The sequence below is a fragment of the Mycobacterium sp. GA-1285 genome (assembly GCF_001499905.1).
Classification (GTDB): Bacteria; Actinomycetota; Actinomycetes; order Mycobacteriales; family Mycobacteriaceae; genus Mycobacterium.
In genome coordinates this window covers 76,781-101,244 of sequence record NZ_LQIS01000014.1, presented here as the reverse complement: position 1 = coordinate 101,244, position 24,464 = coordinate 76,781, and the positions used below count along the sequence as shown (strand labels likewise).

The following is a 24,464-nucleotide window of genomic DNA, read 5'->3' as shown; positions in this document are numbered from 1 at the left end:
TCACGCCAACAGCGTCAAGACGATCCAACCCGCCACGGCCGACGGGAGCATCGCATCGATGCGGTCCATGATGCCGCCGTGGCCGGGCAGCAACGTGCCCATGTCCTTGATTCCGAGGTCGCGTTTGACCTGCGACTCGACCAGGTCGCCGAGCACGCCGGTGATCACCAGCATGAGCCCCAGGGGCAGGCCGACCCAGGCGGGCTTGTCCATGAGGAACGTCACCGACAGCACGGCAGCGGCGGTGCCGAACAGCATCGAGCCGCCCAGTCCCTCCCACGACTTCTTCGGGCTGATCGCCGGCGCCATCAGATGCCTGCCGAACAGCACGCCCGCCACATAGCCGCCGATGTCGGCGAACACGACGGTCGCGATCACCGTGAAGACACGGCCGCCGCCGTGGTCCTGGAAGATCAGCAGCGCGCTGAAGCTGGCGAACAACGGCACCCACGTCGCGAGCAGCACTGCGGCGGCGATGTCGCGCAAGTAGTTGATCGGCTGGTGGCGTAAGCCGCGCCCGACCAGCCGCCACACCATGCAGACGACGATCGTCCCGCCATAGGCCCCGAGCACCCCGGCCGGGCCGTACGGCCAGCTCAACCAGATCATCGCCTGACCGCCGAGCAGCAAGGGAATCATCGGGAGGTCGTATCCGGCCTCGCGCAGCCGGCTGATCACCTCGTGGGTGGCGATCGGGATGAACACCGCCAGCACGGGCAGCCATCCGATCGGCCAGAAGAGCAGTATGCCGATCGCCATGGCGCCGAGCAGGACGCCGACCCCGATGGCGGCGGGCAGGTTGCGGCCCGCCCGCGACTTCTTCTTGGGCGGTTCGTCGACCGGCGTCTCTGCCACGGGTCCCTTGTGCTGTTCGGTCACTAGACCTCCAGCAGTTCGCCTTCTTTGTGCTTGACCAGCTCGTCGATCTGATGGGTGTAGGTGGCGGTGGACTTGTCGAGGTCCTTCTCCGCGCGGGATACCTCGTCCTCGCCGGCCTCGCCGTCCTTCTTGATGCGGTGCAGTTCCTCCATCGCCTTGCGGCGGATGTTGCGCACCGCCACCTTGGCGTCCTCCCCCTTGGCCTTGGCCTGCTTGACGAGGTCGCGGCGGCGCTCCTCGGTCAGCTGCGGGATCGCCACGCGGATGACGTTGCCGTCGTTGGTGGGGTTCACGCCGAGGTCGGAGTTGCGGATCGCATCCTCGATGTTGCGCAGTTGGCCCGCCTCGTAGGGCTTGATCACCACCAGCCGCGCCTCGGGCACGTTGATGCTCGACAGCTGGGTGATCGGTGTCGGCGATCCGTAGTAGTCGACGTTGACACGCGAGAACATACCGGGGTTGGCGCGGCCGGTGCGGATCGACGACAGGTCGTCGCGCGCCACCGACACCGCCTTCTCCATCTTCTCCTCGGCATCGAAGAGGGTTTCCTCGATCACGGTTCTTCTCCTTCGTCTGTGCGCGTCGGTCACCGGTCTGGCGTGCGCGCCTTCGCTCCCCGGCTCGCAGGCGTGTCAGCTGGTGACTAGTGTTCCGATCTTCTCACCCGCGACCGCCCGCGCGATATTGCCGTCGGTGAGCAGGTTGAACACCAGAATCGGCATGCCGTTGTCCATGCACAGGCTGAACGCGGTTGCGTCGGCCACCTTCAGGCCGCGGTCGATGACTTCCCGGTGGCTGATCGCGGTGAGCAGTTCGGCATCGGGGTCCTTGCGCGGGTCGGCGGTGAAGACGCCGTCGACGGCCTTGGCCATCAGCACCACCTCGGCACCGATCTCGAGCGCGCGCTGGGCGGCGGTGGTGTCGGTGGAAAAATACGGCAGGCCCATGCCCGCCCCGAAGATGACGACGCGGCCCTTCTCGAGGTGCCGTACGGCCCGCAGCGGAATATAGGGTTCGGCGACCTGACCCATCGTGATGGCGGTCTGCACGCGGGTCGCGATGCCCTCCTTCTCCAGGAAGTCCTGCAGCGCCAGGCTGTTCATGACGGTGCCGAGCATCCCCATGTAGTCGCTGCGCGTGCGCTCCATGCCTCGCTGCTGCAATTGCGCACCACGGAAGAAATTGCCGCCCCCGATGACCACGGCCACCTGTACGCCGCTGCGGACCACTTCGGCGATCTGACGCGCCACCAAGTGGACGACGTCGGGATCGAGGCCCACTTCCCCACCGCCGAACATCTCGCCGCCCAGCTTGAGCAGGACGCGGCTGTACATGGGACGGATGGAACCGGACGCCGCGCCGTTGGGACTTGTCGAGTCAGGAGCCGCCTGGCCGGCGACATTGGGGTCCGCCATCCGACTCCTTACGGGTCTTCGCTGAAATTCCCTTCATCCTGCCTCATGGCGGGCCGTGCGGCGGCGAGTGGGTCGCGACTCGCCGGGTCAGTCGGGCAGGTGGGCGCTCAGCAGCCACGCAGCCACGGATTTGCGGCCTTTCGGCTCGTCGCGGATGTCGAGTGCGGGGAAGAACTCCTTGAATCCTTCCGGGAAGACGCCGTGGATACGAGCCGGCCTGACCTCATCGATGGTCCAGTACTTCGAGACGACTTCGCGCAACTCGTCTTCGGTGACGGGGTTGGCGGGACCGTTGGGCATCCCCGCCCTGTCGAACACCAACACGAAATAGGAGGCGCCGGGCGCGGCTGCCCGCACGATCGACCGCTGATAGCCCTCGCGCAATTCGACGGGCATGGAGTGGAACAACGTCGAGTCGACGATCGTCCCGAACCGGCCGTCGTAGCCCGAGAAGTCGCTGATGTCGGCGACCTCGAAGGTGGCGTTCGTCAACCCGCGTTGGGCGGCCTCCTGCCTGGCCAATTCGATCGCCGTGGGCGACTGGTCCAGACCCACGGTGGTGTAGCCCCGTTCTGCGAGGTGGATCGCCAGCGCGGCCTCACCACATCCCGCGTCGAGCACATCGCCGTGGAATCTGCCCTCCTCTATGAGCGGGGCGAGCTCGGGCTGCGGTTCACCGATGCTCCACGGCGGCTTGCCGCCGCCCATTTCCGGCATCTCGCCCTTGTATGCGTTGTCGAACATTTCGCCCGTCGGTTCGGTCATGGATCGTTGATATCAATGTAGTTGATATATGTCAATATGATTGATATGAATGGGCCGCTCGAGGATCAGCCGCTGGGCTTTCTGCTGTCCCGGGTGGCCAAAGCGCTGCGCGCCGAGGTCACCGCGACGGTCCTGGAACCCCTCGGCGTGGCGTTCCCTCAGTACCTGTGCATGCGGATCCTCTCCCAGCACGAGGGACGGTCCAACGCCGAACTGGCCCGCGACTTCGACGTCTCGCCGCAGGCGATGAACATGGTGCTGCGCGGGCTGGAGGATCGCGGGCTGGTATCCCGGCCGGCGAGCGTGTCGTCGGGCCGGTCGCTGCCGGCACGGCTCACCCGTGAGGGCCGGGAGTTGTTGAGACGCACCGACTCCGGAGTGCGCGCCGCCGAGCGCAAGTTGATGGCGAAACTGACGCAGCGACAGCAGCGGGAGTTCAAGCAGATCCTCGCGGCGCTCGGAACGGACTGAGTTCTGCGAGACTTGGTGCCATGAGGATCGTCCTGGCGCCGGATTCGTTCAAGGAGTCGATGACGGCGTCCGAAGCGGTCGCCGCGATGGAATCCGGTGTCGCGGCGGTGCTGCCGGACGCCGACGTCGTCGGGGTGCCGATGGCCGACGGTGGCGAAGGCACCGTCGACGCGGTCGTCGACGCGCTACACGGTGAGCACATCGAGGTGCCGGTGTCGGATGCGCTGGGCCGCACCGTCACCGCACGCTACGGATACGTGCCGCTGCGCCAGTTGGCGGTCATCGAGACGGCGGCGGCGGCGGGACTGGAACTCATCCCGCCCGGTGAACGAAACATACTGTGCTCCAGTACCTTCGGCGTAGGCGAATTGATCAGGTCCGCCCTCGATCGCGGCGCCGAGGACTTCCTCATCGGCCTGGGCGGATCGGCGACCAATGACGGCGGCACGGGCATGCTCACGGCGCTGGGCGTGGCCTTCCTCGACGCCGACGGCAAACCCCTGACCCCCGGGGGCGGCGATCTCTTACGCCTCGAACACATCGACATGACCGGTCTGGATCCGCGCCTGCGCGACGTCCGCATGCGGGTCGCCTCCGACGTCACCGCGCCCCTGTTGGGTCCCAGTGGTGCGACGACGGTGTTCGGTCCGCAGAAGGGCGCCGGCCCCGACGACATGCCGCGACTGGAGGCGGGACTGTCCCGGCTGGCCGTGGTCGCGTCCGCGACGCTCGGTGGCACCCAACCACAGCGCCCGGGCGCGGGAGCGGCGGGCGGCATGGGTTTCGCGCTGGTCGAATTCCTCGGTGCGATCAGCAGACCCGGCGCCGAGGAGGTGGCCGGGACCGTCGGCCTCGAACGTGCGCTGTTGGGCGCCGACTGGGTGTTCACCGGCGAGGGCAGCGTCGACGCACAGACCGTCATGGGTAAGACACCGTTCGGCGTCGCCCAAGCGGCCGTGCGCGCCGGGGCGCGAGTCGTCATCTTCGCCGGCCGGGTCGCCCCAGATGCCGCCGTGCTGCTGGACCACGGTGTCGAGCGACTCGTCGCGATCACCGCCGAAGGGACGCCGATCCAGCGGGCGCTTCGCGAGGGCGCCCGGTCGCTCACCGGAGCCGTCGCCGAGTTCTGCCGTTCGCTGTGAGCTCAGTCGTGGATCCGTCTGAACGGACGCGCTTCCTCGAGTTCGTACGCCAGCTGGATCAACCGGCCCTCCTGGCCAACCGGCGCGGCGAACATCATGCCGACCGGCAGGCCCGACGACGACTCGGCAAGAGGTAGTGAGATCGCCGGCTCCCCGCTGGCGTTCTGCAGAGGCGTGAACGCCACCCACTCGACGAGCCGGTCGATGATCGTCGGGTAGTCGAGCGTCGGGTCGAGATGGCCTATCCGCGGCGTGACATCGGCAAGCGTCGGGGTGAACACGACGTCATGGTCCCGGGTCACGCGCGAAGTGACCTTGTGTATCCGAGACAACCGGGCGAGCGCCCTCGGCAACCGGTGCAGATTGCGCGAAGCGTGGCGGTCGAGCCCGAGTGTCAGGTTGTCGAGGCGCCCACGGTCGAAACTGCGTCCGAACGTGGATCGTCCCCTGCGCACAAGCACGAACGCCAGAAACGACCAGTAGAGCAGGAAGTCCGTCATGAAGTGCGACGGCACGGGGTTGTCGATCACGGTGACCCGGTGCCCGAGTTGCTCGAGGAGTGCGGCGTTCTTCAGCGTGAGCTCGCGCACCTCCGGGCTCGCTTCGCGGGATATCGACTGCGTGCACACCGCGATCCGCAGCCGCTGCGCTGCGGGCCCGGTGATGTTGCCGATCGCGGGCAACCGCGGATTGCGATACGCCCGCTCGATCTCACGGTAGAACGCCGCAGTGTCGCGCACCGATCGGGTGACGACGCCGTTGGCGACGATGGGAACCGGCATCTGTCGCAGCTTGCTGTCCAGCGGCAGTCGACCCCGTGACGGCTTGAGACCGACCAAACCGTTGCAGGCCGCGGGGACCCGGATCGATCCGCCGCCGTCGTTGGCGTGCGCGATCGGCACGACCCCGGCCGCGACGAACGCCGCGGAACCCGATGACGATGCACCCGCGGTGTGCTCAGGGTCCCAGGGGTTGCGCACCGGACCCAGGCGGGGATGCTCGGCCGAGGCGCTGAAGCCGAATTCGGACATCTGCGTCTTGCCGAGCGGCGCCAGACCCGTCGCGAGAAACGAACGCGCGAAGTCGCCGTGCGTCCGCTCCGCGCGCGGCTCCCACGCGTCGGTGCCGTTCATCGTCGGCATCGCGGCGACCGCGACGTTGTCCTTGAGGAAGGACGGAACGCCGTTGAAGTAGCCGCCGTAGGGCGGTGCCCCAGCACGCGTGCGGGCCTGGTCGAACGCCTCGTATGCCAGTCCGTTGAGCACCGGATTGACGGCCTCGGTGCGGGCGATCGCGGCGTCGACCAGTTCGGCTCGCGACACCGCGCCCGACTGCAGCGCCTCCACCAGGGCGACAGCGTCGAGATCGCCGAGGGCGTCGTCGACGAAGGCGCTTATCAGAGTCATGTCGACGACGGTACCAAGTCGTACCGCCCCGGCCCCAGAAATGGGCGCCAGAGAACGTCAGGCCTGGCCGACCTCGAAGCGCACGAAGCGAGTCACGGTGACACCGGCCTCGTCGAGCAGCGCCTTGACGGTCTTCTTGTTGTCGGACACCGACGGCTGATCGAGCAGCACGACGTCCTTGTAGAAGCCGGTCACACGACCCTCGACGATCTTCGGCAGCGCCTGCTCGGGCTTGCCCTCGTTGCGGGCGGTCTCCTCGGCGATACGCCGCTCGTTGGCGACGACGTCCTCGGGCACGTCCTCGCGCGTGAGGTAGCGGGCCTTCAGCGCGGCGATCTGCAGGGCGACCGCGTGGGCGGCGTCCTTGTCAGAACCGGTGTACTCCACCAACACGCCGACAGCCGGCGGCAGGTCCGCGGCACGCTTGTGCAGGTAGGTCTCGACGGTGCCGTCGAAGTAGGCGACGCGGCGCAGCTCGAGCTTCTCGCCGATCTTGGCCGACAGGTCCGCGATGACCTGCTCGACGGTGGTGTCGCCTATTTTGGCGGCCTTGAGCGCGTCGACGTCTTCGGCCTTGGCGGCCGCAGCAGCCGCGACGATCTGGTCGGCGACGGACTGGAACTCCGCGTTTTTCGCGACGAAGTCGGTTTCGGAGTTCAGCTCGATCAGGGCGCCGTCCTTGGCCGCCACCAGACCTTCGGCGGTCGCGCGTTCGGCGCGCTTGCCAACGTCCTTGGCGCCCTTGATGCGCAGCAACTCGACGGCCTTGTCGAAATCGCCGTCGGCCTCGACGAGCGCGTTCTTGCTGTCGAGCATGCCGGCGCCGGTCAGCTCCCGAAGTCGCTTGACGTCGGCAGCGGTGTAGTTAGCCATATCAGCCTTCTCTTACGGGTTCTGTGCGGGTTTGGGTTCGGTCTGGATGTCCGCCTCGGGGGTGCCCGGCTCGGCGCCCGCGGCGGTCGGAGAAGCGGTGGCGGTCGCGCTCGCCAGCAGCTCCTGCTCCCACTCGGCGAGCGGCTCGGCGGCATCGGCGTCCGGCTTGCCGCCGTCCCGGCCCACCCCCGCCCGAGCTTGCAGGCCCTCGGCGACCGCGGCGGCTATCACCTTGGTCAGCAGCGCGGCCGAACGAATCGCGTCGTCGTTGCCCGGAATCGGGTAGTCGACCAGGTCGGGATCGCAGTTGGTGTCGAGGATCGCGATGACCGGGATGCCGAGCTTGCGCGCCTCGCCGACGGCGATGTGCTCCTTGTTGGTGTCGACGACCCACACCGCCGAGGGCACCTTCGTCATGTCGCGGATACCACCCAGCGACCGCTCGAGCTTGTTCTTCTCGCGGGTCAGCATCAGGATTTCCTTCTTGGTGCGACCCTCGAACCCGCCGGTCTGCTCCATCGTCTCGAGCTCCTTGAGACGCTGCAGCCGCTTGTGCACGGTCGAGAAGTTGGTGAGCATGCCGCCCAGCCAGCGCTGGTTCACATAAGGCATGCCGACGCGGGTGGCCTCTTCGGCGATCGACTCCTGCGCCTGCTTCTTGGTGCCGACGAACATGATCGTTCCGCCGTGCGCGACCGTCTCCTTGACGAACTCGTACGCCTTGTCGATGTAGGTCAGCGTCTGCTGCAGGTCGATGATGTAGATGCCGTTGCGGTCGGTGAAGATGAACCGCTTCATCTTGGGATTCCAGCGACGGGTCTGATGCCCGAAGTGGGTGCCGCTGTCGAGCAGCTGCTTCATGGTCACAACAGCCATGAGTCCATGGTCCTTTTCGTCGGTTGATGCCAGACGTCGGGTGACGCCGGGCCCTGGTGACTGCTCGGAAGCCAGAACCCGTCCGAAAAGACGGGACCGACGGCCTCCGGGAAACGACCTAGTGGAACGGGTCGCGGTGCAGACACGCGAAGTCAGCCCGCGCAAGCGAGCTGCGGTTTGCAGTTTACACCCCGCCCAGGGGTGCTTTCTCCACGCCGAGCAGGCTGTCCACAGATCGTCGTCAACCTCTGGCGCGGCTCGGGCATGTCCGCTGAGCTGGGGTGATGCGATGGATCGCGTTCGGTGGCGCCGTGCTGGTTTGCGGTCTTGCCTGGGCGGTGCCCGTCGCGGCCGAAGGCGGCCGGTTGGCCTGGCCGCTGCGGCCACGCCCCGAAGTGACCAGGGCCTTCGACGCTGCGACGCCGAACTGGACACCGGGGCATCGGGGCGTCGACCTGGCAGGCACGCCCGGCCAGCGCGTGCTGGCGGCGGCCGAGGGCACCGTGGTCTTCGCGGGTGACTTGGCAGGGCGGCCGGTCGTCTCGATCGCCCACCCCGGCGGGCTACGGACCAGCTACGAGCCGGTCCGGGCGACGGTGGTGCGGGGACAGCGCGTCGACCCCGAGACCGTGATCGGGGTGTTGGAGGCCGGGCATCCCGGCTGCCCGCGATCGGCCTGCCTGCACTGGGGCGCGATGTGGGGTCCGGCTTCGCGCGCCGACTACGTCGACCCGCTGGGCCTGGTGCTCACCACCCCGATCCGCCTCAAACCGATCCCCGGCTGACTTGCTTCATTGCGCGAGCACGCACCTTGCTTTCCTTTCGCGCGAGCGCGCATGTCTGTACACGACACGCCGGCTACTTTCCGAGCTTTGCGCACCCTCGGCCCGCGACGAGCGTGCGCCTAACGCCGGAACCATGACCACCGACGCTCATCGCTCCCGACCGCTGCGTTTCGGGCTGACCGCCGGCCTGCCGCGCACCGGCGAGCAGATGCGGGCCTTCGCCCGCGCTGTCGAAACTTCCGGTTTCGACGTGCTGGGTCAGGCGGTCGTCGAGACCGCCGAGCCACAACAAGCCGCCGAGCAACTGATTCACCGCCGGCAACGGTTCGGCATCGTTTACTGGACCGTGTTCGACGAACTGCCCGGGCGGCCTTCGGCGATGCCGGATATGTCCGAGGTGATCAAGCTGTTGCGCTGAGCGTGTCGAGGAACTCGAGCATCGCGGGCACTACCACGTCGGGCCGGTCCCGCTGCACCCAATGTGCGGCGCCTGCAATCACTTCGAGGCGAGCATGCGGAATCAATTCGGCCGCGGCGCGAGCCGCCGCCAGCGGCACGCTGGTGTCCTTGTCTCCATGGACGATCAGCGCGGGACGCGGGAACGTCGCAAGCCGGCTGCGGTACTCGGTGGTGAGGCGATTCCACCTGACCTGGTCGCGCTGCCACTGCCCGAACGCCTCGAATGCATGCTCCGCTCGGGCGGCCGACAGGATCTCGTCGACCAGTTCGGGTGTCCGTTGAGCGGGGTCGCCGATCAACGCCGGCATGAGCCACGTCATCGCACGCTCGCTTCGCCCCGTCCACCGGCTCACCGCGCTCAGCAGGCCGGTGCGCACCATGACCCAGGTCAGCACCTGGCGAGCGCCCGACAGCGGACCGACAGACAGCCGGGACATGAACCCGTAGCTGCTCAAAAGCATTGCCCCCGTGACACTGTCGGGGCGGTCCAACACATGCCCGATCGTCATTCCACCGCCGAGCGACAAGCCGCCGATCGCGTAGCGGTCCAAGACAAGCGCGTCGACGAATTCACCGACGTAGCCGACCAACCGGTTCTGGGTCGACGGCCATGGCGCCGGCGGGCTGTCGCCATAGCCGGGATGATCAGGCGCCAGCACGCGGTAGCCGCTGGCCGCCAGCCGCGGCCCGACCCCGCTCCAGGACAGCGACGCACTGTCCACTCCCCCGCCGTGCAGCAGCACCACCGTCGCCATGGCGCCAGCCTCCGCGGGTGTCCACTCGAGATAGGAGATGGTTCCCCACGACAGCCGCACTGTTGCCCTTCGCACATGACCTCCCTCGGTGATCTTGGGTGCACCCGCGATCGATGAGCGGTCAGTAGCGCACCGAAATCACCATATTCACGCGCGCGGATGGGCCCGGTCGTGGACGGCGCGCAGCCGTGCGACCGTGACATGCGTGTAGAGCTGCGTGGTGGCCAGGCTGGAATGGCCGAGCAGCTCCTGCACGATGCGCAAGTCGGCGCCCCCCTCGAGCAGATGCGTTGCGGCACTGTGCCGCAACCCGTGCGGCCCGATATCCGGTGCGCCGTCGACCGCCGCGACGGTCTGGTGTACGACGGTGCGCGCCTGGCGCGGGTCGAGCCGACGGCCACGCGCTCCCAGCAGCAGTGCGGGGTCCGAATCCGCGGTGGCCAATGCGGGCCTACCACGCTCGAGCCACGCCGTCAGCGCCTCCTGGGCGGGCGCACCGAACGGCACCGTCCGTTGTTTGTTGCCTTTACCCACGACACGCAGCAGCCGTCGCGGCATGTCGACGTCGTCGATGTCGAGCCCGCACAGCTCGCTGACGCGAATACCGGTGGCGTACAACAACTCCACGATCAACAGGTCGCGCAGCGCCATCGGATCACCCTGTTGGGCACCGGATTTGGCGGCCGCCATGGCGTCGAGCGCCTGGTCCTCGCGCAACACCGCGGGTAGCTCACGGCGGGCCTTCGGCACCTGCAGCCGCGCTGCCGGGTCGGCCGCGATCAGTCCGCGCCGCATCGCCCACGCGGTGAACATCTTGACAGCGGAAGTGCGCCGGGCCAGCGTCGTGCGGGCGGCGCCGGCGGCGGCTTGGGCGGCCAGCCATGCCCGCAGCACCGGCAGACTCAGTGCGTTGAGACCGACGTCGTGTCCGCGCTCGGCCATGAAACCGAACAGCGATCGCAGGTCACCGAGGTAGGCCCGACGCGTGTGCTCGGAGCGGCCGCGCTCCAAAGCCAAATACTCGTCGAACTCCTCGAGGACACCTTCCACGACCCCAACCGTCGCAGAGCCCCACCGCAACGCTCAGGTGACGCGCCGCAGCGTGTCCGGACTGAGATCGGCGAGGGTGGGATAACCGTCCACGGCCATCGTCAGATCGGCCTCGGCAAGCAGCGACCGCAGCACATGCACGACACCGTCCACGCCGCCCAGCGCCAGCCCATAGGCATACGGCCGTCCGACGCCGACCGCGGTGGCGCCCAGTGCGAGCGCTTTGACGATGTCAGCGCCGCTGCGGATACCCGAATCGAACAGCACCGGCAGCCCGTCGGCCGCCTCCACGACACCGGGCAGACAGTCGATGGCGGCGAGGCCGCCGTTGGCCTGTCGTCCGCCGTGGTTGGAACAGTAGATCGCGTCGACGCCTCCGTCCTTGGCCCGCCGCGCGTCGTCGGGATGGCAGATGCCCTTGACGATGAGCGGCAGGTCGGTCAGCGAACGCAGCCACGGCAGGTCGTCCCACGTCAGCGGGTTGCCGAAGAGCCCCACCCAATGCAGGACGGTGGCTTGCGGGTTTTCCTCGGGCGGCTGCGACAGCCCACCGCGGAAGACCGGATCGCTGGTGTAGTTCGCCAGGCAGCGGCCACGCAGCTGCGGGAAGTTCGACGTCGACAGGTCCCGGGGGCGCCAACCCGGGACCCAGGTGTCGAGGGTGACGATGATCCCCTTGTATCCGGCGGCCTCGGCGCGGTGTACGAGGCTGGTGGCCAACTCCCGGTCGGTCGGCGTGTACAGCTGGAAAAACCCTGGCGTATCGCCGAATTCGGCCGCGACGTCCTCGAGCGGATCCTCGGTGAGGGTCGACACCACCATCGGCACACCTGTGCGGGCCGCGGCGCGGGCGGTGGCAAGGTCACCGTGGCCGTCCTGCGCACAGATGCCGATCACCCCGATCGGCGCCATGAACACCGGCGACGGCAGGGTCATGCCGAACACGTTGACCGACAGGTCGCGATCGCGTGTCGCGCGGAACATCCGCGGCATCAAGCCCCAGTTGTCGAACGCGGTGCGATTGAGCCGCTGGGTTCGTTCGTCTCCCGCGCCACCGGCCACGTAGGAGTACACCGACGGCGGCATGGCCGCTTCCGCCTTGGCCTCCCACTCCGCAAAGGTCATCGGCAGCTTCGGCACGATGCCGGAGAGGCCCTGCAGGTAGATCTCGAACTGGTAGTTACCGAACGTCATGCGGCCAGCGTGCCAGGCCTCCCCGCAGGTATCGGCTTCGGCCTCGGCGACCTCGGCCTCCCAGGACGGCGAGGCCTCGGTGCGGCCGCGTGCGAGGACGGCGCGGATCAGCCCGCCGCAAGCTTCCACCTCCCGTCGCGGCTGACCACCAGTCCGCAGAGCTCGAGGTTCGCCAGCGGGCCCAGCACCTGGCGGGCTGGCAGGCCGGAAGCCACCGCGAGCTCCTCGGCCGTCCGGCCTCCCCGGCGCGGCAGCGCGTCGTAGACCCTCTTCTCGACGTCGCTGAGCTCGTCCAACGGTGAGACCGGACGATCCTCGTCCGGCGCCAGTTCACCCATCCTGCCGACCAGTTCGACGACATCGGCCGCGCGCGTGACGAGATGCGCTCGGTCCCGCAGCAGCGCGTGGCATCCGACCGATGCCGACGACGTCACCGGCCCGGGTACCGCACAGACCGGGCGGCCGAGCGCCCGCGCCCATGCCGCGGTATTTGCTGCACCGCTTCGCGCACCCGCCTCGACCACGACGGTCGCCCCGGCCAGCGCGGCCACCAACCGGTTCCGGGTCAAAAACCGGTGGCGGGCCGGTCGCACGCCGGGCGGATACTCGCTCAGAAGCAACCCGTGTTCGGAGATTGTGCGCAGCAGCGCGGAATGCCCAGCCGGATACGGGATATCGATGCCCCCGGCTAGTACGGCAACGGTCATCCCCTCCACGGCCAGCGCCCCGCGGTGCGCGGCGCCGTCGATGCCGAACGCGCCACCGGACACCACCGCGACGTCACGCTCCGCCAGGCCCGTCGCTATGTCGCGCGCAACGAATTCGCCGTAGGTCGTAGCGGCACGCGTCCCGACGACCGCCGCGGACCGGAAGGCGACCTCGTCGAGCGTTGCAGGGCCGACCGCCCACAGCACCATCGGCGCATGCGCCTGCGGCCGCAACCGGTCCGGCGCACCCGCGAACCCTGCGAACGACAGCAGTGGCCACTCGTCGTCCTCGCTGGTGATCAGCCGGCCTCCGAGCCGCGCGAGCACCGCTAAATCCTCACTGGCGCAGTCGATGTCACGACGCGCCTCGGCATGACGGTTGACTGCCTCGCCCGCCATGGCCCGTCTCACCCGCTCCGCGGCCTCCACCGCCCCCACCCGCTGCACGAGCGCCGCCAGCGCAGGACACGGAGGTTCGACGACGCGCGAGAGATACGCCCACGCTGCGGCGCTTCTGTCGGTCACGGCACACCTCCGGCCGGTCGGAAACTCAACGCAGTGGTGACGTCGTCGAGAACCGGCGATGTCCGGCCCGCAAGGTCACTCAGCGTCCACGCGACCCGCAGCGTTCGGTCCATTCCGCGGGCGCTGAGCGTCCCGCGATTCAGCGCCGCCTCGAACGGTTTCATCACCGTAGGGGGCAGTCGAAACCTGCGCCGAAGCAACGAGCCGCTGACCTCCACATTGGTGCCGATCCCGTAGGGCCGCCACCGCTCGGCGGCGGCCGCCCGTGCCGCGGCCACCCGTTCGCGCACCAGTTCGGTGGATTCGCCGTCCTTGGCGACGATCGCGCCCGCCCGTAGCGAGTGCATCCTCACGTGCAGGTCGACCCGGTCGAGCAGCGGACCGGAGAGCTTACCGAGGTAGCGTCGCTTCTCATGGCCGCTACATACACAGTCCCGTGGGTCGGGACGGGCGCACGGACACGGGTTCGCGGCCAGGACGAGCTGGAACCGCGCCGGATATCGGGCGACGCCGTCACGGCGGGCGAGGCGGATCTCGCCGTCCTCCAACGGAGTACGCAATGCCTCGAGCACGCTGCTGCCGATCTCGGCACACTCGTCGAGGAACAGCACGCCACGGTGTGCCCGGCTGACCGCACCCGGGCGCGCCATCCCCGAACCGCCGCCGACCATCGCGGCCACGCTCGACGTGTGATGCGGGGCGACGAAGGGCGGCCGGGTGATCAACGGGGCATCGTCCGCGAGCAGGCCCGCCACCGAGTAGATCGCGGTGACCTCCAGCGCCTCGCTTTCCGACAGTGACGGCAACAATCCCGGAAGACGTTGGGCCAGCATCGTTTTACCAACCCCTGGTGGTCCGGTCAGCATGAGGTGATGACCGCCGGCCGCCGCGACCTCGACGGCGTACCTGGCCTCGCTCTGGCCGACCACGTCAGTGAGGTCGGCGACGGGTGCCGGTGGCGACGACGGAGACGCGATGCGGGGTTCGAGACGCTGCTTGCCTTCGATCCACGACTTCAACTCGCCCAGCGTGCGGACTCCCCATACCTCGATACCGTCCACCAGGCTGGCCTCGGGGAGGTTGCCGGAAGGCACGACGGCCGCCGGCCAGCCTTCCCGCTTGGCGGCCAACACAGCGGGCAGGATGCCCTTGACGGGACGAACTCGGCCGTCGAGGGCCAATTCACCGAGCAGCACGGTCTTTTCGAGCCGTGGCCACTGTTCTCCTGCGCCGGCCGACAACACCGACAACGCCAACGCGAGGTCGTAGACCGACCCGACCTTGGGCAGCGTCGCTGGTGAGAGCGCCATCGTCAGCCTGGTCATCGGCCAGTCGTAATTGGAGTTCGTGATCGCGGCGCGCACCCGGTCGCGCGACTCCTGGAGTGCCGCGTCCGGCAGACCGACCAGATGGACGCTCGGCAGACCAGAGCCGATATAAGCCTCGATCTCGACGATCTGACCGTCGAGCGCGGTCACCGCCACCGAGTACGCCCGTCCCAGCGCCATCTACCCCACCGCCTCGAGGTGGATGATCTCCGGGGTGCGGTGCCTGCCGATCCGCACCCCGACGACGTCGATGCGCACCTGCGACCATCCCGTCTCCTGGGCGGCCAGCCACAACCCGGCGAGCCGCCGCAACCGGCGCACCTTCTGCGGGGTCACCGCCTCCTCGACCCCGCCGAACCGCTCGCTGGTGCGGGTCTTCACCTCCACGAAGACCGCAGCACGGGACGTGTCGTCGGCGGCGATCACGTCCAGCTCGCCGTACCGGCACCGCCAGTTGCGCTCCAGCACCCGCAGCCCCAGCGACTGCAGGTGGTCGACCGCGAGTTGCTCTCCCAGGGCACCGATCTCGGCGCGAGTCCATGAGTCCATGGCTTCACCGTCGAGCAGGTGACCGACACATCAGCGGCGTCCTGGGTCCGCGGCGACCAGTTATCCCCAACCCGAACTTCATCCACAGCTCGGGCCCACGCCGTTTCGCCGACGTCAAAGACGGGGTACACGCCGGCATGACCGACAACTCGTTACACGGAGTCGCCGACCGGGCGACCGACAGCGATGCGTTCGAATACACCGCACGTGCCGGTTTCGCGGTCAGCGGTGTGCTCCATCTGCTCGTCGGCTATTTGATCCTGCGCATCGCGTTGGGTTCCGGCGGCAGCGCCGACCAATCGGGGGCGCTGGCGACCTTGGCGCAGCAGACGGGCGGCGCAGTGCTCCTGTGGGTTGTCGCCGCCGGATTGCTCGCGCTCGGACTGTGGCGCGTCGCCGAGGCGATCGTCGGCCCGAGGCCGGGTGAGGGTTCGGGCCGCTTCCGAGACGACACTCCGGCCTGGAAGCGAGCCAAGTCGCTCGGGCTGGCCGCCGTCAACTTCGCGATCGCGTTCTCGGCGGCCCGCTTCGCCATGGGCAGCGGCCAGCAGAGTTCTCAACAGAACGCCGGCCTTTCCGCGCAGATGATGCAATCCAGTTGGGGCAAAGCCATATTGATCGCGGTCGGGCTGGGCTTGATCGGCGTCGGCGGCTACCACGTCTACAAGGGCGTCACGAAGCGGTTCTTCAAAGATCTGCGCGCTTCCGGGGGCACCGGCGTCACCGCAGTGGGCATCGCCGGCTACACCGCCAAGGGACTGGTACTCGCGGGCGCGGGCGTGCTCGTCTTGGTGGCCACCCTGCAGGCCGATCCCGCCAAGGCGTCCGGACTCGACGCGGCGGTCAAGACGCTCGGACAAGCGCCGTTCGGCAAGTTCCTTCTCATACTCGCCGCGATCGGCATCGCCGCCTTCGGCGTCTACAACTTCGTACGCGCCCGATCCGGGCGGATGTGACGATTCGCCCATCGCCTCGAACCGTCGGCACCTCTCTCCCGGGTGCAAGCAGCGGTATACCGCTGAAATCCTCGGCAAACTGTGAGCGGCCACGCGGGCAGGGTATGTTCGTTAGGTAAACCTCAGCTAAAGACTGCGGCCTGACCTGCACATACCGCGAAAGGATCCCCTGAATGCGACCACGGCGGAGGCGGATCGCCGCCCTCCTGTCAACGCTCGCCCTGGCGGCCGGCGCCGCGGCCTGCTCGGATTCCGGCCAGAGCGACGAGTTGCTGGTCTACAACGCCCAGCACGAGTCGCTGACAAAGGAATGGATCGACGCCTTCACCGAGGAGACCGGGATCAAGGTGACCTACCGCCAAGGCGGTGACACCGAACTCGGCAACCAGCTCGTGGCCGAAGGAAGCGCATCGCCGGCCGACGTGTTCCTGACGGAGAACTCCCCGGCGATGGCCGCGGTCGAGCGCGCCGGACTGTTCGCCGACCTGGCGCCCGAAACGCTCGACCAGGTGCCGCCGCAGTACCGTCCGGGAACCGGCAAGTGGACCGGGGTTGCCGCGCGCAGCACCGTGTTCGTCTACAACACCTCGAGGCTGCAGCCCGATCAGTTGCCGAAGTCATTGCTCGACCTGCAGCGGCCGGAGTGGAACGGCCGCTGGGGAGCCCCGCCGACCAAGGCCGATTTCCAGGCGATCGTCTCGGCGCTGCTCGAGCTGAAGGGTGAGCCCGCGACCGGACAGTGGCTGGCCGCGATGAAGGCCAACGCCAAGCTCTACAGCGACAACATCGCCACGCTCAAGGCCGTCAACGCCGGTGAAGTCGACGGCGGGGTGATCTACCACTACTACTGGTTCCGCGATCAGGCGAAAACCAAAGAGATGAGCGGCAATACCGCTCTGCACTACTTCAAGAACGAGGATCCCGGTGCGTTCGTCAGCCTGTCCGGCGGTGGCGTGCTCGCCTCGACCGACCGCATGGACGAGGCCCAGCAGTTCATCCGGTTCGTCACCGGCAAGGCCGGCCAGGAAGTGCTCGAGAAGGGGACGTCGTTCGAATATCCCGTCGCCAGCGGCGTGCCCGCGAATCCCGCCCTGCCCCCGCTGGACACACTGCAGGCGCCCAACGTCGACCCGTCGAACCTGGACGCCCAGAAGGTGACCGATCTGATGACGAAAGCCGGCTTGCTGTAGGTGGTCGCCGCCGCTCCTCCCGTCCCCCCACCCGCGGCACCGGTGTCGCGGTCGGACAAGACGGTCCGCCCCGGCCCACTGGTCTCGGCCACGGTTGCGGTCCTCGTCGCCGCGACGTGCATTCCGCTGGGATACGTGGCGTGGGCGACGGTCTCGGTGGGATGGACGCGGGCGTACGAGCTCGTCGTGCGCCCACGCGTCGCTGAACTGCTCGTCAACACGGTCGCCCTGGTTCTGATCACGGTTCCGCTGTGTGTGGTGATCGGCGTCGGCGCGGCGTGGCTGGTGGAGCGGACGGACCTTCCCGGCCGGAGGTTCTGGCGACCGCTTTTCGTTGCGCCGCTGGCCGTTCCAGCGTTCGTCAACAGTTACGCCTGGGTCGGGGTGATCCCTTCGCTGCAGGGCCTGACGGCGGGCGTGCTGGTCACCACCCTGTCCTACTTCCCGTTCATGTACCTGCCGGTCGCCGCGACGCTGCGACGGCTCGATCCCGCCGTCGAGGAATCGGCCCGCGCGCTGGGATCCGGCTCGGCGGGCGTGTTCTTACGCGTCACGCTTCCCCAACTGCGACTTGCCATCCTCGGGGGTTCGCTGTTGGTCGGATTGCATCTTCTCGCGGAGTTCGGCGCATTCGCCATGTTGCGGTTCGACACCTTCACCGTCGCGATCTTCCAGCAGTTCCAAGCCACCTTCGACGGAGCGGCAGGCAGCATGCTGGCGGGTGTGCTCGTGCTGCTGTGCCTGGCATTGCTGGTCGCCGAGGCGGCCGCGCGGGGCAATGCCCGGTTCGCCAGGATCGGATCGGGTGCTCCACGCGCGAGCACACCGATCCAGCTGCGCCACAGCAGGATTCCGGCGATTCTCGCGGTGACGGCGCTGGCCGTGCTGGCCATCGGGGTGCCGATCGCGACGATCATGCGGTGGCTGTGGCTGGGGGGCGCCGACGTCTGGGCCGTCGACGACATCCTGTCGGCGCTGGGCCAGACCGTCGGATTGGCTTCGGCCGCAGCGGTTGTCACGACGGTGCTCGCGTTCCCGGTCGCTTGGGTGGCGGTACGCTCCACCGGCGTGCTGGCTCGTGTCGTCGAAGGTGCGAACTACGTGACCAGTTCGCTGCCCGGTATCGTCACCGCACTGGCCCTGGTGACGGTCAGCATTCACTTCGTACGTCCGCTCTACCAGAGCCTGGCACTGATCGTGTTCGCCTACGTCCTGTTGTTCATGCCCCGCGCGCTCGTCAACGTCCGGGCCGGCCTCGCCCAGGTCCCGCCGAGCCTGGAGGAGGCGGCCCGGTCGCTGGGCAGTTCGCCGACTGCGACGTTCTTCCGGGTGACGCTGCGGCTGACCGCCCCCGCCGCGGCGGCCGGCGCCTCGCTGGTATTCGTGGCGGTGGCAACCGAACTGACCGCCACCCTGCTTCTCGCGCCCACCGGAACTCGAACACTGGCGATGATGTTCTGGTCGTTCTCCAGTGAACTCGACTACGCGGCGGCGGCACCCTATGCGCTGGTGCTCGTGCTCCTCGCCGTACCGGTGACATTGCTGCTGTATCGGCAGTCGACGAAGGCGGCGGCACTGTGAACGTTCTCCAAACACACGGCCTGTCCAAGGCTTTCGACGGTCACCTGGTCCTGGACCATATCGACCTGGAAATGCAGGCGGGCACCATCACCGCGGTCGTCGGGGCATCGGGGTGCGGCAAGACCACGCTGCTTCGGCTGATCGCCGGCTTCGAGACACCGGACGACGGGACCATCGTCATCGCCGGTCGCCAGGTCGCGGGTCCCGGCACTGCCGTCGCACCGCACCGGCGCGCGGTCGGTTACGTCGCCCAGGACGGCGCACTGTTCCCACATCTGACGGTGGGACAGAACATCGCGTACGGCCTGAACGGATCACTTCGCAGGGCCGAGACCCGCTCCCGGGTCGGCGAATTGCTCGAGACGGTCTCACTGGACCCCTCTTTCGCTTCACGTCGACCACACGAACTGTCGGGTGGCCAGCAGCAGCGGGTGGCCCTCGCACGGGCGCTCGCCCGCGAACCCGTCGTGATGCTGCTCGACGAACCGTTCAGCGCACTCGACACCGGTCTGCGCGCGTCCACACGAAAAGCCGTCGTCCGTCTGCTGGTCGACACCGGCGTCACCACACTGCTGGTCACCCACGATCAGGAAGAGGCGCTGTCGATCGCGGATCAGGTCGCGGTCATGCGTGCCGGCCGGTTCACTCAGGTCGGACCGCCGCAGCACGTGTACCGGCATCCGGCCGACCATTTCACCGCCGCATTTCTCGGCGACTGCGTGTCCCTTTCGTGCACGGTCGCCGACGGCGTCGCCGAGTGCGTGCTGGGACGAATCCCCGTGCAAGAAGGTGCTCCCCCGACCGGCCCGGCGACGCTGCTTCTGCGACCCGAACAGCTCGTCGCGACGGTGGTTTCCGACACCGAGCGGCTCGAGGGTGTCGGTACCGTGCTGGCCGTCGAGTTCCTGGGCCACGACGTGCTGTTGACCGTCGACCTCGCAGGCGACGCGGACCCGATCATCGTGCGTCAGCCCAGCATCGACCCGCCGCACATCGACGCGAAGGTCCACATCCAGGTGGCCGGAAGCGGAGTCGCGCTGTGATCAACCGTTTGATCGACCATCTGCGCGGTTACGGCGACAACGTCGCAGTGCATGCCGACACGCGGCGCGTGACCTACGCCGCGTTGGCTGACCGAGTCGCGGACGCGATGCTCGAGCTCGGCGACAACAGACGCCTGGTGCTGCTCGAAACCCGCAACGACATCGACACTCTGGTGCACTATCTCGCCGCACTCGCCGGCCGACATGTCGTGCTTCCGGTGCCGGCCGGACGGGAGCATTCGACGATCGTGCGCACCTACGAACCCGACACCGTGGTCGGTGACGGCGTGATCCACCATCGACGCCGAGCCGGCGGGCACCGCCTCCACGACGACCTGGCGATGCTGATGTCGACGTCCGGCACCACCGGATCACCGAAGCTGGTCCGGCTCTCCCGCGACAACCTGCTGTCGAATGCCCGCGCCATCGCTGACTACCTCGATATCCGCGAAACCGACCGTGCGGCAACCACACTGCCGATGTCGTACTGCTATGGGCTCTCGGTCGTCAACAGCCACCTGCTCCGCGGCGCCGGCCTCATTCTCACGGATCTCTCGGTGACCGACGAGCGGTTCTGGGAGCTGTTCCGTCGCCACCGCGGCACCTCGTTCGCCGGAGTGCCCTATACGTTCGAACTGCTCGAGCGGATGAACTTCGATGCGATAGACCTGCCGGATCTGCGGTATGTGACGCAGGCGGGCGGGCGCATGCCTCCCGAGCGCGTCCGACGATTCGCAGAGCGGGCCCGAAACGACGGCTGGCAATTGTTCGTCATGTACGGGGCCACCGAGGCGACCGCCCGAATGGCTTATCTGCCACCGGAGCTGGCACTGTCACGGCCGGAGGCCATCGGCCGTCCGATACCCGGCGGTTCGTTCACGATCGAATTGACCGATGACTGGTCCGACGATGCCGTCGGCGAGCTCGTCTACCGCGGACCCAACGTGATGATGGGCTACGCCCACGGCCCAGCCGACCTCGCCCTCGACAAGACCGTCGAATCGCTGCACACCGGTGACCTCGCGCGCCGCGCCCCCGACGGCCTCTACGAAATCGTCGGTCGCACCAGCCGGTTCGTCAAGATGTACGGCTTGCGCATCGATCTCCAACGCATCGAGTCCGCATTGAGCACCCGCGGAATCACCGCATTCTGCACCAACGACGACGACCGCCTCGTCGTCGCGGCGGCGGGCACGCACGGCGAACGCGACATCCAGCGCATCGCGGCCGAGACCGCCGGCGTGCCGACGTCGGCCGTGCGTGCAGTCACGGTGGACGAACTGCCGCTGCTGGCATCCGGCAAACCCGATTACCGGACCGTCCGTGACCTCGCACGAGGCCGCGACGCGACGACGAGCACCGACCTGCGCGGGGTGTTCGCCGACGTGCTGCAACTCGACCCGACGGCCATCGACCCGGACGCGAGCTTCGTCGACCTCGGCGGGAATTCGCTGTCCTACGTGGCGATGTCCGTGCGACTGGAGCGCGCACTGGGGCAGCTGCCCACCGGTTGGCAGCAGCGCCCGCTTCGCGAACTCGAAAGACTGGTGAAGCGGCCGCGGACCCGGTGGCGGCTGTGGGATGCGACGCTGGAGACCAGTGTGGCGTTGCGAGCCGTAGCGATCATCCTGATCGTCGGTTCGCACGCCGAGTTGTTCGAGCTGTGGGGTGGCGCCCATCTGCTGCTCGGCATCGCCGGATACAACTTCGGCCGGTTCTGCCTGACACCGGTGTCACGCACCAAGCGGGTGCGTCACCTGCGCAACACCATCGGCTGGATCGCAGTGCCTTCGATGCTGTGGGTGAGCGTCGCCCTGCTGTGGACGTCGGATTACACGTGGACGAACCTGTTGCTGGCCAACAAGATTCTCGGTCCACACGACAGCATGACCGCCGGCCGCCTGTGGTTCGTGGAGATCCTGGTGTGGACGCTCGTCGCGCTGGCGCTGCTGTTCTGCATACCGGCGATGGACCGGGTCGAGCGTCGGCGTCCGTTCGCGGTCGCCGTGGCCTTCTTGGTGGGCGGGTTGGCGTTGCGCTATGACGTGCTCGGGCTGGAGATGGGCCGGGATGCCTGGTTCACGATGCTCGCGTTCTGGTTCTTCGCCATCGGCTGGGCGGCTTCCAAGGCCGGCACGACCCTGCAGCGTGTGCTGCTGACGGTGGTTCTGGTGGTGGCGCTGCACGGCTACTTCGACAGCACGCTGCGAGAGCTTCTGGTGTTCGGCGGTCTGGCCCTGATTCTCTGGCTGCCGAGCCTTCGCTGCCCCGCGGTACTGACCGTGGTGGCCGGTGTTCTCGCGGAAGCCTCGCTGTACACCTACCTGGTCCACTACCAGGTGTATGCGATGTTCCCGGGCCACCCCGCCGTCGGAGTGATCGCCTCGCTGGCCGTCGGCATCCTGCTCACCTATCTGGTGACCATGGTGCGTCGGCGGTTGCGGATACGACGCGGGCAGAGTTCGGCCGAGCTCACTCCCGCTCCGCGATGAGGCCTTCCTGCGCCAGCGTGGCGACGATGACGCCGTCGGCGCGGATCAGGTTTCCCGTCACGACGCCCCTGCCTCGCGCGGCGGCGGGCGATGTCGACTCCAGCAGATTCCACTGGTCGGCGAACACCGGTTGGTGAAACCAGATCGACGAATCCGTGGTGCCGCTGCGGTGTGTTCGCGCCCGCATCGAATGTCCGTGGACCTGGAGCGCGGGATCGATCATGTACACGTCGCACACGTAGGCCGAGATCAGGGTGTGCAGGATCGGATCGTCAGGAAGCGGCACTGTGGCGCGCCACCAGAGCCGGCGGACGAACTCGCCCGACGAGCTGTCGTCGACGATCCTGATATCCAGTTCCTCGAGCGGCATCGAGGGTGCAGGCCCGGCAGGACCCGTGCGGGGCAACGACTCCGGATCGTAGAGCGGGGCGAGTCGGCGTCCGTGCTCCGGACCGCGGGCGGGCACCGCGAACGACACTGTGGCTGTCGTCAAAAGCCTTGTCTCCTGCCGTGATTCGACACGGCGCGCCGAGGAGGTTCGGCCGTCGAAGACGCGCGCGACGGTGTACTCGACGTCGTCGCCGGCCTCTCCACCGCGCAGGAACTGCAGGTGCAGATTCGTCGGCAACCGGTCCGCGTCGACGGTGCGGCAGGCGGCGGCCAGACTCTGCGCGACGAACTGTCCGCCGTAGGCGCGCTTACCTACCGGGCCACTCGCCGGGCCGATCCAGCTGTCCGTTTCGGGGCCCGCGCGCAACTCGAGCAGGCCGAGCAGTCTGCTCATCCAGCGCGTCCAGTCGCCACGGCGCCCGACGCGACCAGACCGTCGACCTGCGCGGCGGTCAATCCCAACCAGTCGCTCAGCACGCCGACGGTGTCATCCCCCAACGCCGGTGACGCGACCGCCGGCGGATACTGCCCGCCGATCGAAATCGGAAGCCCGGGCGCCAGATACGTACCGATCCGCGGCTGGTCGAGCGGCGTGAACAACGGGTTGGCGGTGACCTTGTCCTCGGTGGTCGCTTCGGCGAAGGTGCGGTACCGCTCCCACAGCACCGAGGTGGCCGACAGCGCCGCGCTGATCTCCTCGGCGGTGTGCGCGGTGAACCATTCGGCGAACAAGCCACTCAGAGCGTCGCGGTGCACGAACCGCTGCCCTTCGTCGGAGAAGTCCGCGCCGAGCGACTCTGCCAGCGCGGCAACGGATTTCGTCGTGCCGGTGAGCTCGGCGAGATCACGAAAGTGCCTACCGGTCAGGGCGACGACCATGAACGAGACGCCGTCGCTGCTGACGAAGTCCTGGCCGTACTGGCCGTACACCGAATTGCCGATGCGTTCGCGTGCGGTGCCATTGACCATGACCTCGGTGAAGAAGCCGAGGTTGCCCGCCGTCGCCAGGGCCACGTTCTCCAGCGGGATACCGATTCGCTGGCCTTCTCCGGTCGCGTCGCGATGCCGCAGCGCGGTCACGACGGCCAGCGCGGTGTAGAGGCCGCACGCGACGTCCCACGCCGGTAGAACGTGGTTCACGGGGCTGGCCAGTTCGGACGGACCGGTGACGAGCGGAAAACCGATGCCCGCGTTGACCGTGTAATCGACCCCCGTGCCGCCGTCCGCGCGGCCGGACACCTCGACATGAATCAGGTCGGCACGCAGTACTCTCAAGGTCTCGTACGAATGCCATTGGCGCCCAGCCACATTGGTGATCAGTATCCCGCTGCTCGCGATGAGCCGTTTGATCACGTCCTGGCCCTCGCCGGAGCGCACGTCGGCCGCGACCGATCGTTTACCCTTGTTCAGGCCCGCCCAGTAGATGCTTTCGCCCTCGCCGGTGACGGGCCATCGGCGGTAGTCGGCGGCGCCGCCGATCGGATCGACCCGCGTCACCTCCGCCCCGAGCTGAGCGAGCGTCATCCCGGCCAGCGGGACGGCGACGAAGCTGGAGATCTCGACAATACGCACGCCGGCCAGGGGCCGCGTCGCCTCAGATGTGCCGGTCATCGGGGTCAGTGTAGGCAGCGGC

24 protein-coding genes are annotated in these 24,464 nt (G+C 68.0%); 9 read left to right on the top strand and 15 right to left on the bottom strand.

Annotated elements, in window-relative coordinates; translation table 11 throughout:
- The 4 genes from AU193_RS11190 to AU193_RS11175 form a co-directional block, all read right to left on the bottom strand.
- Window positions 1-879 carry a phosphatidate cytidylyltransferase gene (locus tag AU193_RS11190; RefSeq protein WP_064422447.1) on the bottom strand — a complete coding sequence of 293 codons (879 nt, stop codon included), beginning with the start codon at window positions 877-879 and terminating at the stop codon, window positions 1-3.
- The gene (frr, locus tag AU193_RS11185; protein WP_064422446.1) at window positions 879-1,436 is read right to left on the bottom strand and encodes a ribosome recycling factor; all 558 of its coding nucleotides are present in this window, start codon (window positions 1,434-1,436) and stop codon (window positions 879-881) included. The genes AU193_RS11190 and frr overlap by 1 nt, the downstream gene beginning before the upstream one ends.
- Before the next feature lie 75 nt (window positions 1,437-1,511).
- Window positions 1,512-2,294: a UMP kinase gene (gene pyrH / locus AU193_RS11180; RefSeq protein WP_064422445.1), complete on the bottom strand. Its 783-nt coding sequence runs from the start codon at window positions 2,292-2,294 to the stop codon at window positions 1,512-1,514.
- Window positions 2,295-2,381: 87 nt separating this feature from the next.
- Window positions 2,382-3,059 (bottom strand): class I SAM-dependent methyltransferase, encoded by a 678-nt coding sequence (locus AU193_RS11175; RefSeq protein WP_064422444.1) that lies wholly within the window; start codon window positions 3,057-3,059, stop codon window positions 2,382-2,384.
- A 36-nt stretch (window positions 3,060-3,095) separates the two neighbouring features.
- Between AU193_RS11175 and AU193_RS11170 the strand changes: the two genes are divergently transcribed.
- Together AU193_RS11170 and AU193_RS11165 are read left to right on the top strand one after the other, a co-directional pair.
- Window positions 3,096-3,530: a MarR family winged helix-turn-helix transcriptional regulator gene (locus AU193_RS11170; protein ID WP_064422443.1), complete on the top strand. Its 435-nt coding sequence runs from the start codon at window positions 3,096-3,098 to the stop codon at window positions 3,528-3,530.
- A gap of 20 nt (window positions 3,531-3,550) precedes the next feature.
- Window positions 3,551-4,672 carry a glycerate kinase gene (locus AU193_RS11165; RefSeq protein ID WP_064422442.1) on the top strand — a complete coding sequence of 374 codons (1,122 nt, stop codon included), beginning with the start codon at window positions 3,551-3,553 and terminating at the stop codon, window positions 4,670-4,672.
- 2 nt (window positions 4,673-4,674) lie between these two features.
- On the opposite strand, the gene AU193_RS11160 is transcribed toward AU193_RS11165, so the two are convergent.
- From AU193_RS11160 to rpsB, 3 genes are read right to left on the bottom strand one after another with little or no spacing between them, the layout of a single operon-like run.
- Window positions 4,675-6,078 (bottom strand): amidase, encoded by a 1,404-nt coding sequence (locus tag AU193_RS11160; protein ID WP_064422441.1) that lies wholly within the window; start codon window positions 6,076-6,078, stop codon window positions 4,675-4,677.
- A 57-nt stretch (window positions 6,079-6,135) separates the two neighbouring features.
- Window positions 6,136-6,951, bottom strand: coding sequence for a translation elongation factor Ts (gene tsf / locus AU193_RS11155; RefSeq protein ID WP_064422440.1), 816 nt, complete (start codon window positions 6,949-6,951; stop codon window positions 6,136-6,138).
- Between the two features lie 12 nt (window positions 6,952-6,963).
- Window positions 6,964-7,827, bottom strand: a complete 864-nt coding sequence (gene rpsB, locus AU193_RS11150) for a 30S ribosomal protein S2 (RefSeq protein WP_064422439.1) — start codon at window positions 7,825-7,827, stop codon at window positions 6,964-6,966.
- Window positions 7,828-8,111: 284 nt separating this feature from the next.
- Between rpsB and AU193_RS11145 the strand changes: the two genes are divergently transcribed.
- Both AU193_RS11145 and AU193_RS23575 read left to right on the top strand, forming a co-directional pair.
- Complete coding sequence (locus AU193_RS11145) at window positions 8,112-8,612, top strand: murein hydrolase activator EnvC (RefSeq protein WP_064422438.1); 501 nt, start codon at window positions 8,112-8,114, stop codon at window positions 8,610-8,612.
- A gap of 133 nt (window positions 8,613-8,745) precedes the next feature.
- Window positions 8,746-9,030, top strand: a complete 285-nt coding sequence (locus AU193_RS23575; protein ID WP_064422437.1) for a hypothetical protein — start codon at window positions 8,746-8,748, stop codon at window positions 9,028-9,030.
- Here AU193_RS23575 and AU193_RS11135 read toward each other — a convergent pair.
- The 6 genes from AU193_RS11135 to AU193_RS11110 form a co-directional block, all read right to left on the bottom strand.
- Window positions 9,014-9,901: an alpha/beta fold hydrolase gene (locus AU193_RS11135; protein WP_064422436.1), complete on the bottom strand. Its 888-nt coding sequence runs from the start codon at window positions 9,899-9,901 to the stop codon at window positions 9,014-9,016. The two genes, AU193_RS23575 and AU193_RS11135, sit on opposite strands and share 17 nt — an antisense overlap.
- Before the next feature lie 72 nt (window positions 9,902-9,973).
- Complete coding sequence (locus tag AU193_RS11130) at window positions 9,974-10,876, bottom strand: tyrosine recombinase XerC (RefSeq protein ID WP_064422435.1); 903 nt, start codon at window positions 10,874-10,876, stop codon at window positions 9,974-9,976.
- Window positions 10,877-10,909: 33 nt separating this feature from the next.
- Window positions 10,910-12,070 carry an alpha-hydroxy-acid oxidizing protein gene (locus tag AU193_RS11125; RefSeq protein ID WP_064422462.1) on the bottom strand — a complete coding sequence of 387 codons (1,161 nt, stop codon included), beginning with the start codon at window positions 12,068-12,070 and terminating at the stop codon, window positions 10,910-10,912.
- Between the two features lie 107 nt (window positions 12,071-12,177).
- Window positions 12,178-13,302: a DNA-processing protein DprA gene (dprA, locus tag AU193_RS11120; protein ID WP_064422434.1), complete on the bottom strand. Its 1,125-nt coding sequence runs from the start codon at window positions 13,300-13,302 to the stop codon at window positions 12,178-12,180.
- Window positions 13,299-14,810, bottom strand: a complete 1,512-nt coding sequence (locus tag AU193_RS11115) for a YifB family Mg chelatase-like AAA ATPase (protein ID WP_064422433.1) — start codon at window positions 14,808-14,810, stop codon at window positions 13,299-13,301. The genes dprA and AU193_RS11115 overlap by 4 nt, the downstream gene beginning before the upstream one ends.
- A complete protein-coding gene (locus AU193_RS11110; protein ID WP_064422432.1) occupies window positions 14,811-15,179 on the bottom strand; it encodes a YraN family protein in 369 nt (122 codons plus the stop codon).
- A 137-nt stretch (window positions 15,180-15,316) separates the two neighbouring features.
- Between AU193_RS11110 and AU193_RS11105 the strand changes: the two genes are divergently transcribed.
- From AU193_RS11105 to AU193_RS11085, 5 genes are all read left to right on the top strand, one after another.
- On the top strand, window positions 15,317-16,135 hold the full coding sequence (locus AU193_RS11105) for a DUF1206 domain-containing protein (protein WP_064422431.1): 819 nt from the start codon (window positions 15,317-15,319) through the stop codon (window positions 16,133-16,135).
- Between the two features lie 173 nt (window positions 16,136-16,308).
- On the top strand, window positions 16,309-17,325 hold the full coding sequence (locus tag AU193_RS11100) for an iron ABC transporter substrate-binding protein (protein WP_064422430.1): 1,017 nt from the start codon (window positions 16,309-16,311) through the stop codon (window positions 17,323-17,325).
- The gene (locus AU193_RS11095; RefSeq protein WP_064422429.1) at window positions 17,326-18,906 is read left to right on the top strand and encodes an iron ABC transporter permease; all 1,581 of its coding nucleotides are present in this window, start codon (window positions 17,326-17,328) and stop codon (window positions 18,904-18,906) included.
- Window positions 18,903-19,949, top strand: a complete 1,047-nt coding sequence (locus AU193_RS11090; RefSeq protein ID WP_064422428.1) for an ABC transporter ATP-binding protein — start codon at window positions 18,903-18,905, stop codon at window positions 19,947-19,949. Before AU193_RS11095 ends, AU193_RS11090 begins: the two co-directional genes overlap by 4 nt.
- Window positions 19,949-22,441, top strand: coding sequence for an AMP-binding protein (locus tag AU193_RS11085; RefSeq protein ID WP_064422461.1), 2,493 nt, complete (start codon window positions 19,949-19,951; stop codon window positions 22,439-22,441). Before AU193_RS11090 ends, AU193_RS11085 begins: the two co-directional genes overlap by 1 nt.
- Here AU193_RS11085 and AU193_RS11080 read toward each other — a convergent pair.
- Both AU193_RS11080 and AU193_RS11075 read right to left on the bottom strand, forming a co-directional pair.
- Complete coding sequence (locus AU193_RS11080; protein WP_064422427.1) at window positions 22,422-23,225, bottom strand: acyl-CoA thioesterase II; 804 nt, start codon at window positions 23,223-23,225, stop codon at window positions 22,422-22,424. The two genes, AU193_RS11085 and AU193_RS11080, sit on opposite strands and share 20 nt — an antisense overlap.
- Window positions 23,222-24,442, bottom strand: coding sequence for a CoA transferase (locus AU193_RS11075; RefSeq protein WP_064422426.1), 1,221 nt, complete (start codon window positions 24,440-24,442; stop codon window positions 23,222-23,224). Before AU193_RS11075 ends, AU193_RS11080 begins: the two co-directional genes overlap by 4 nt.
- Window positions 24,443-24,464: the final 22 nt, after the last annotated feature.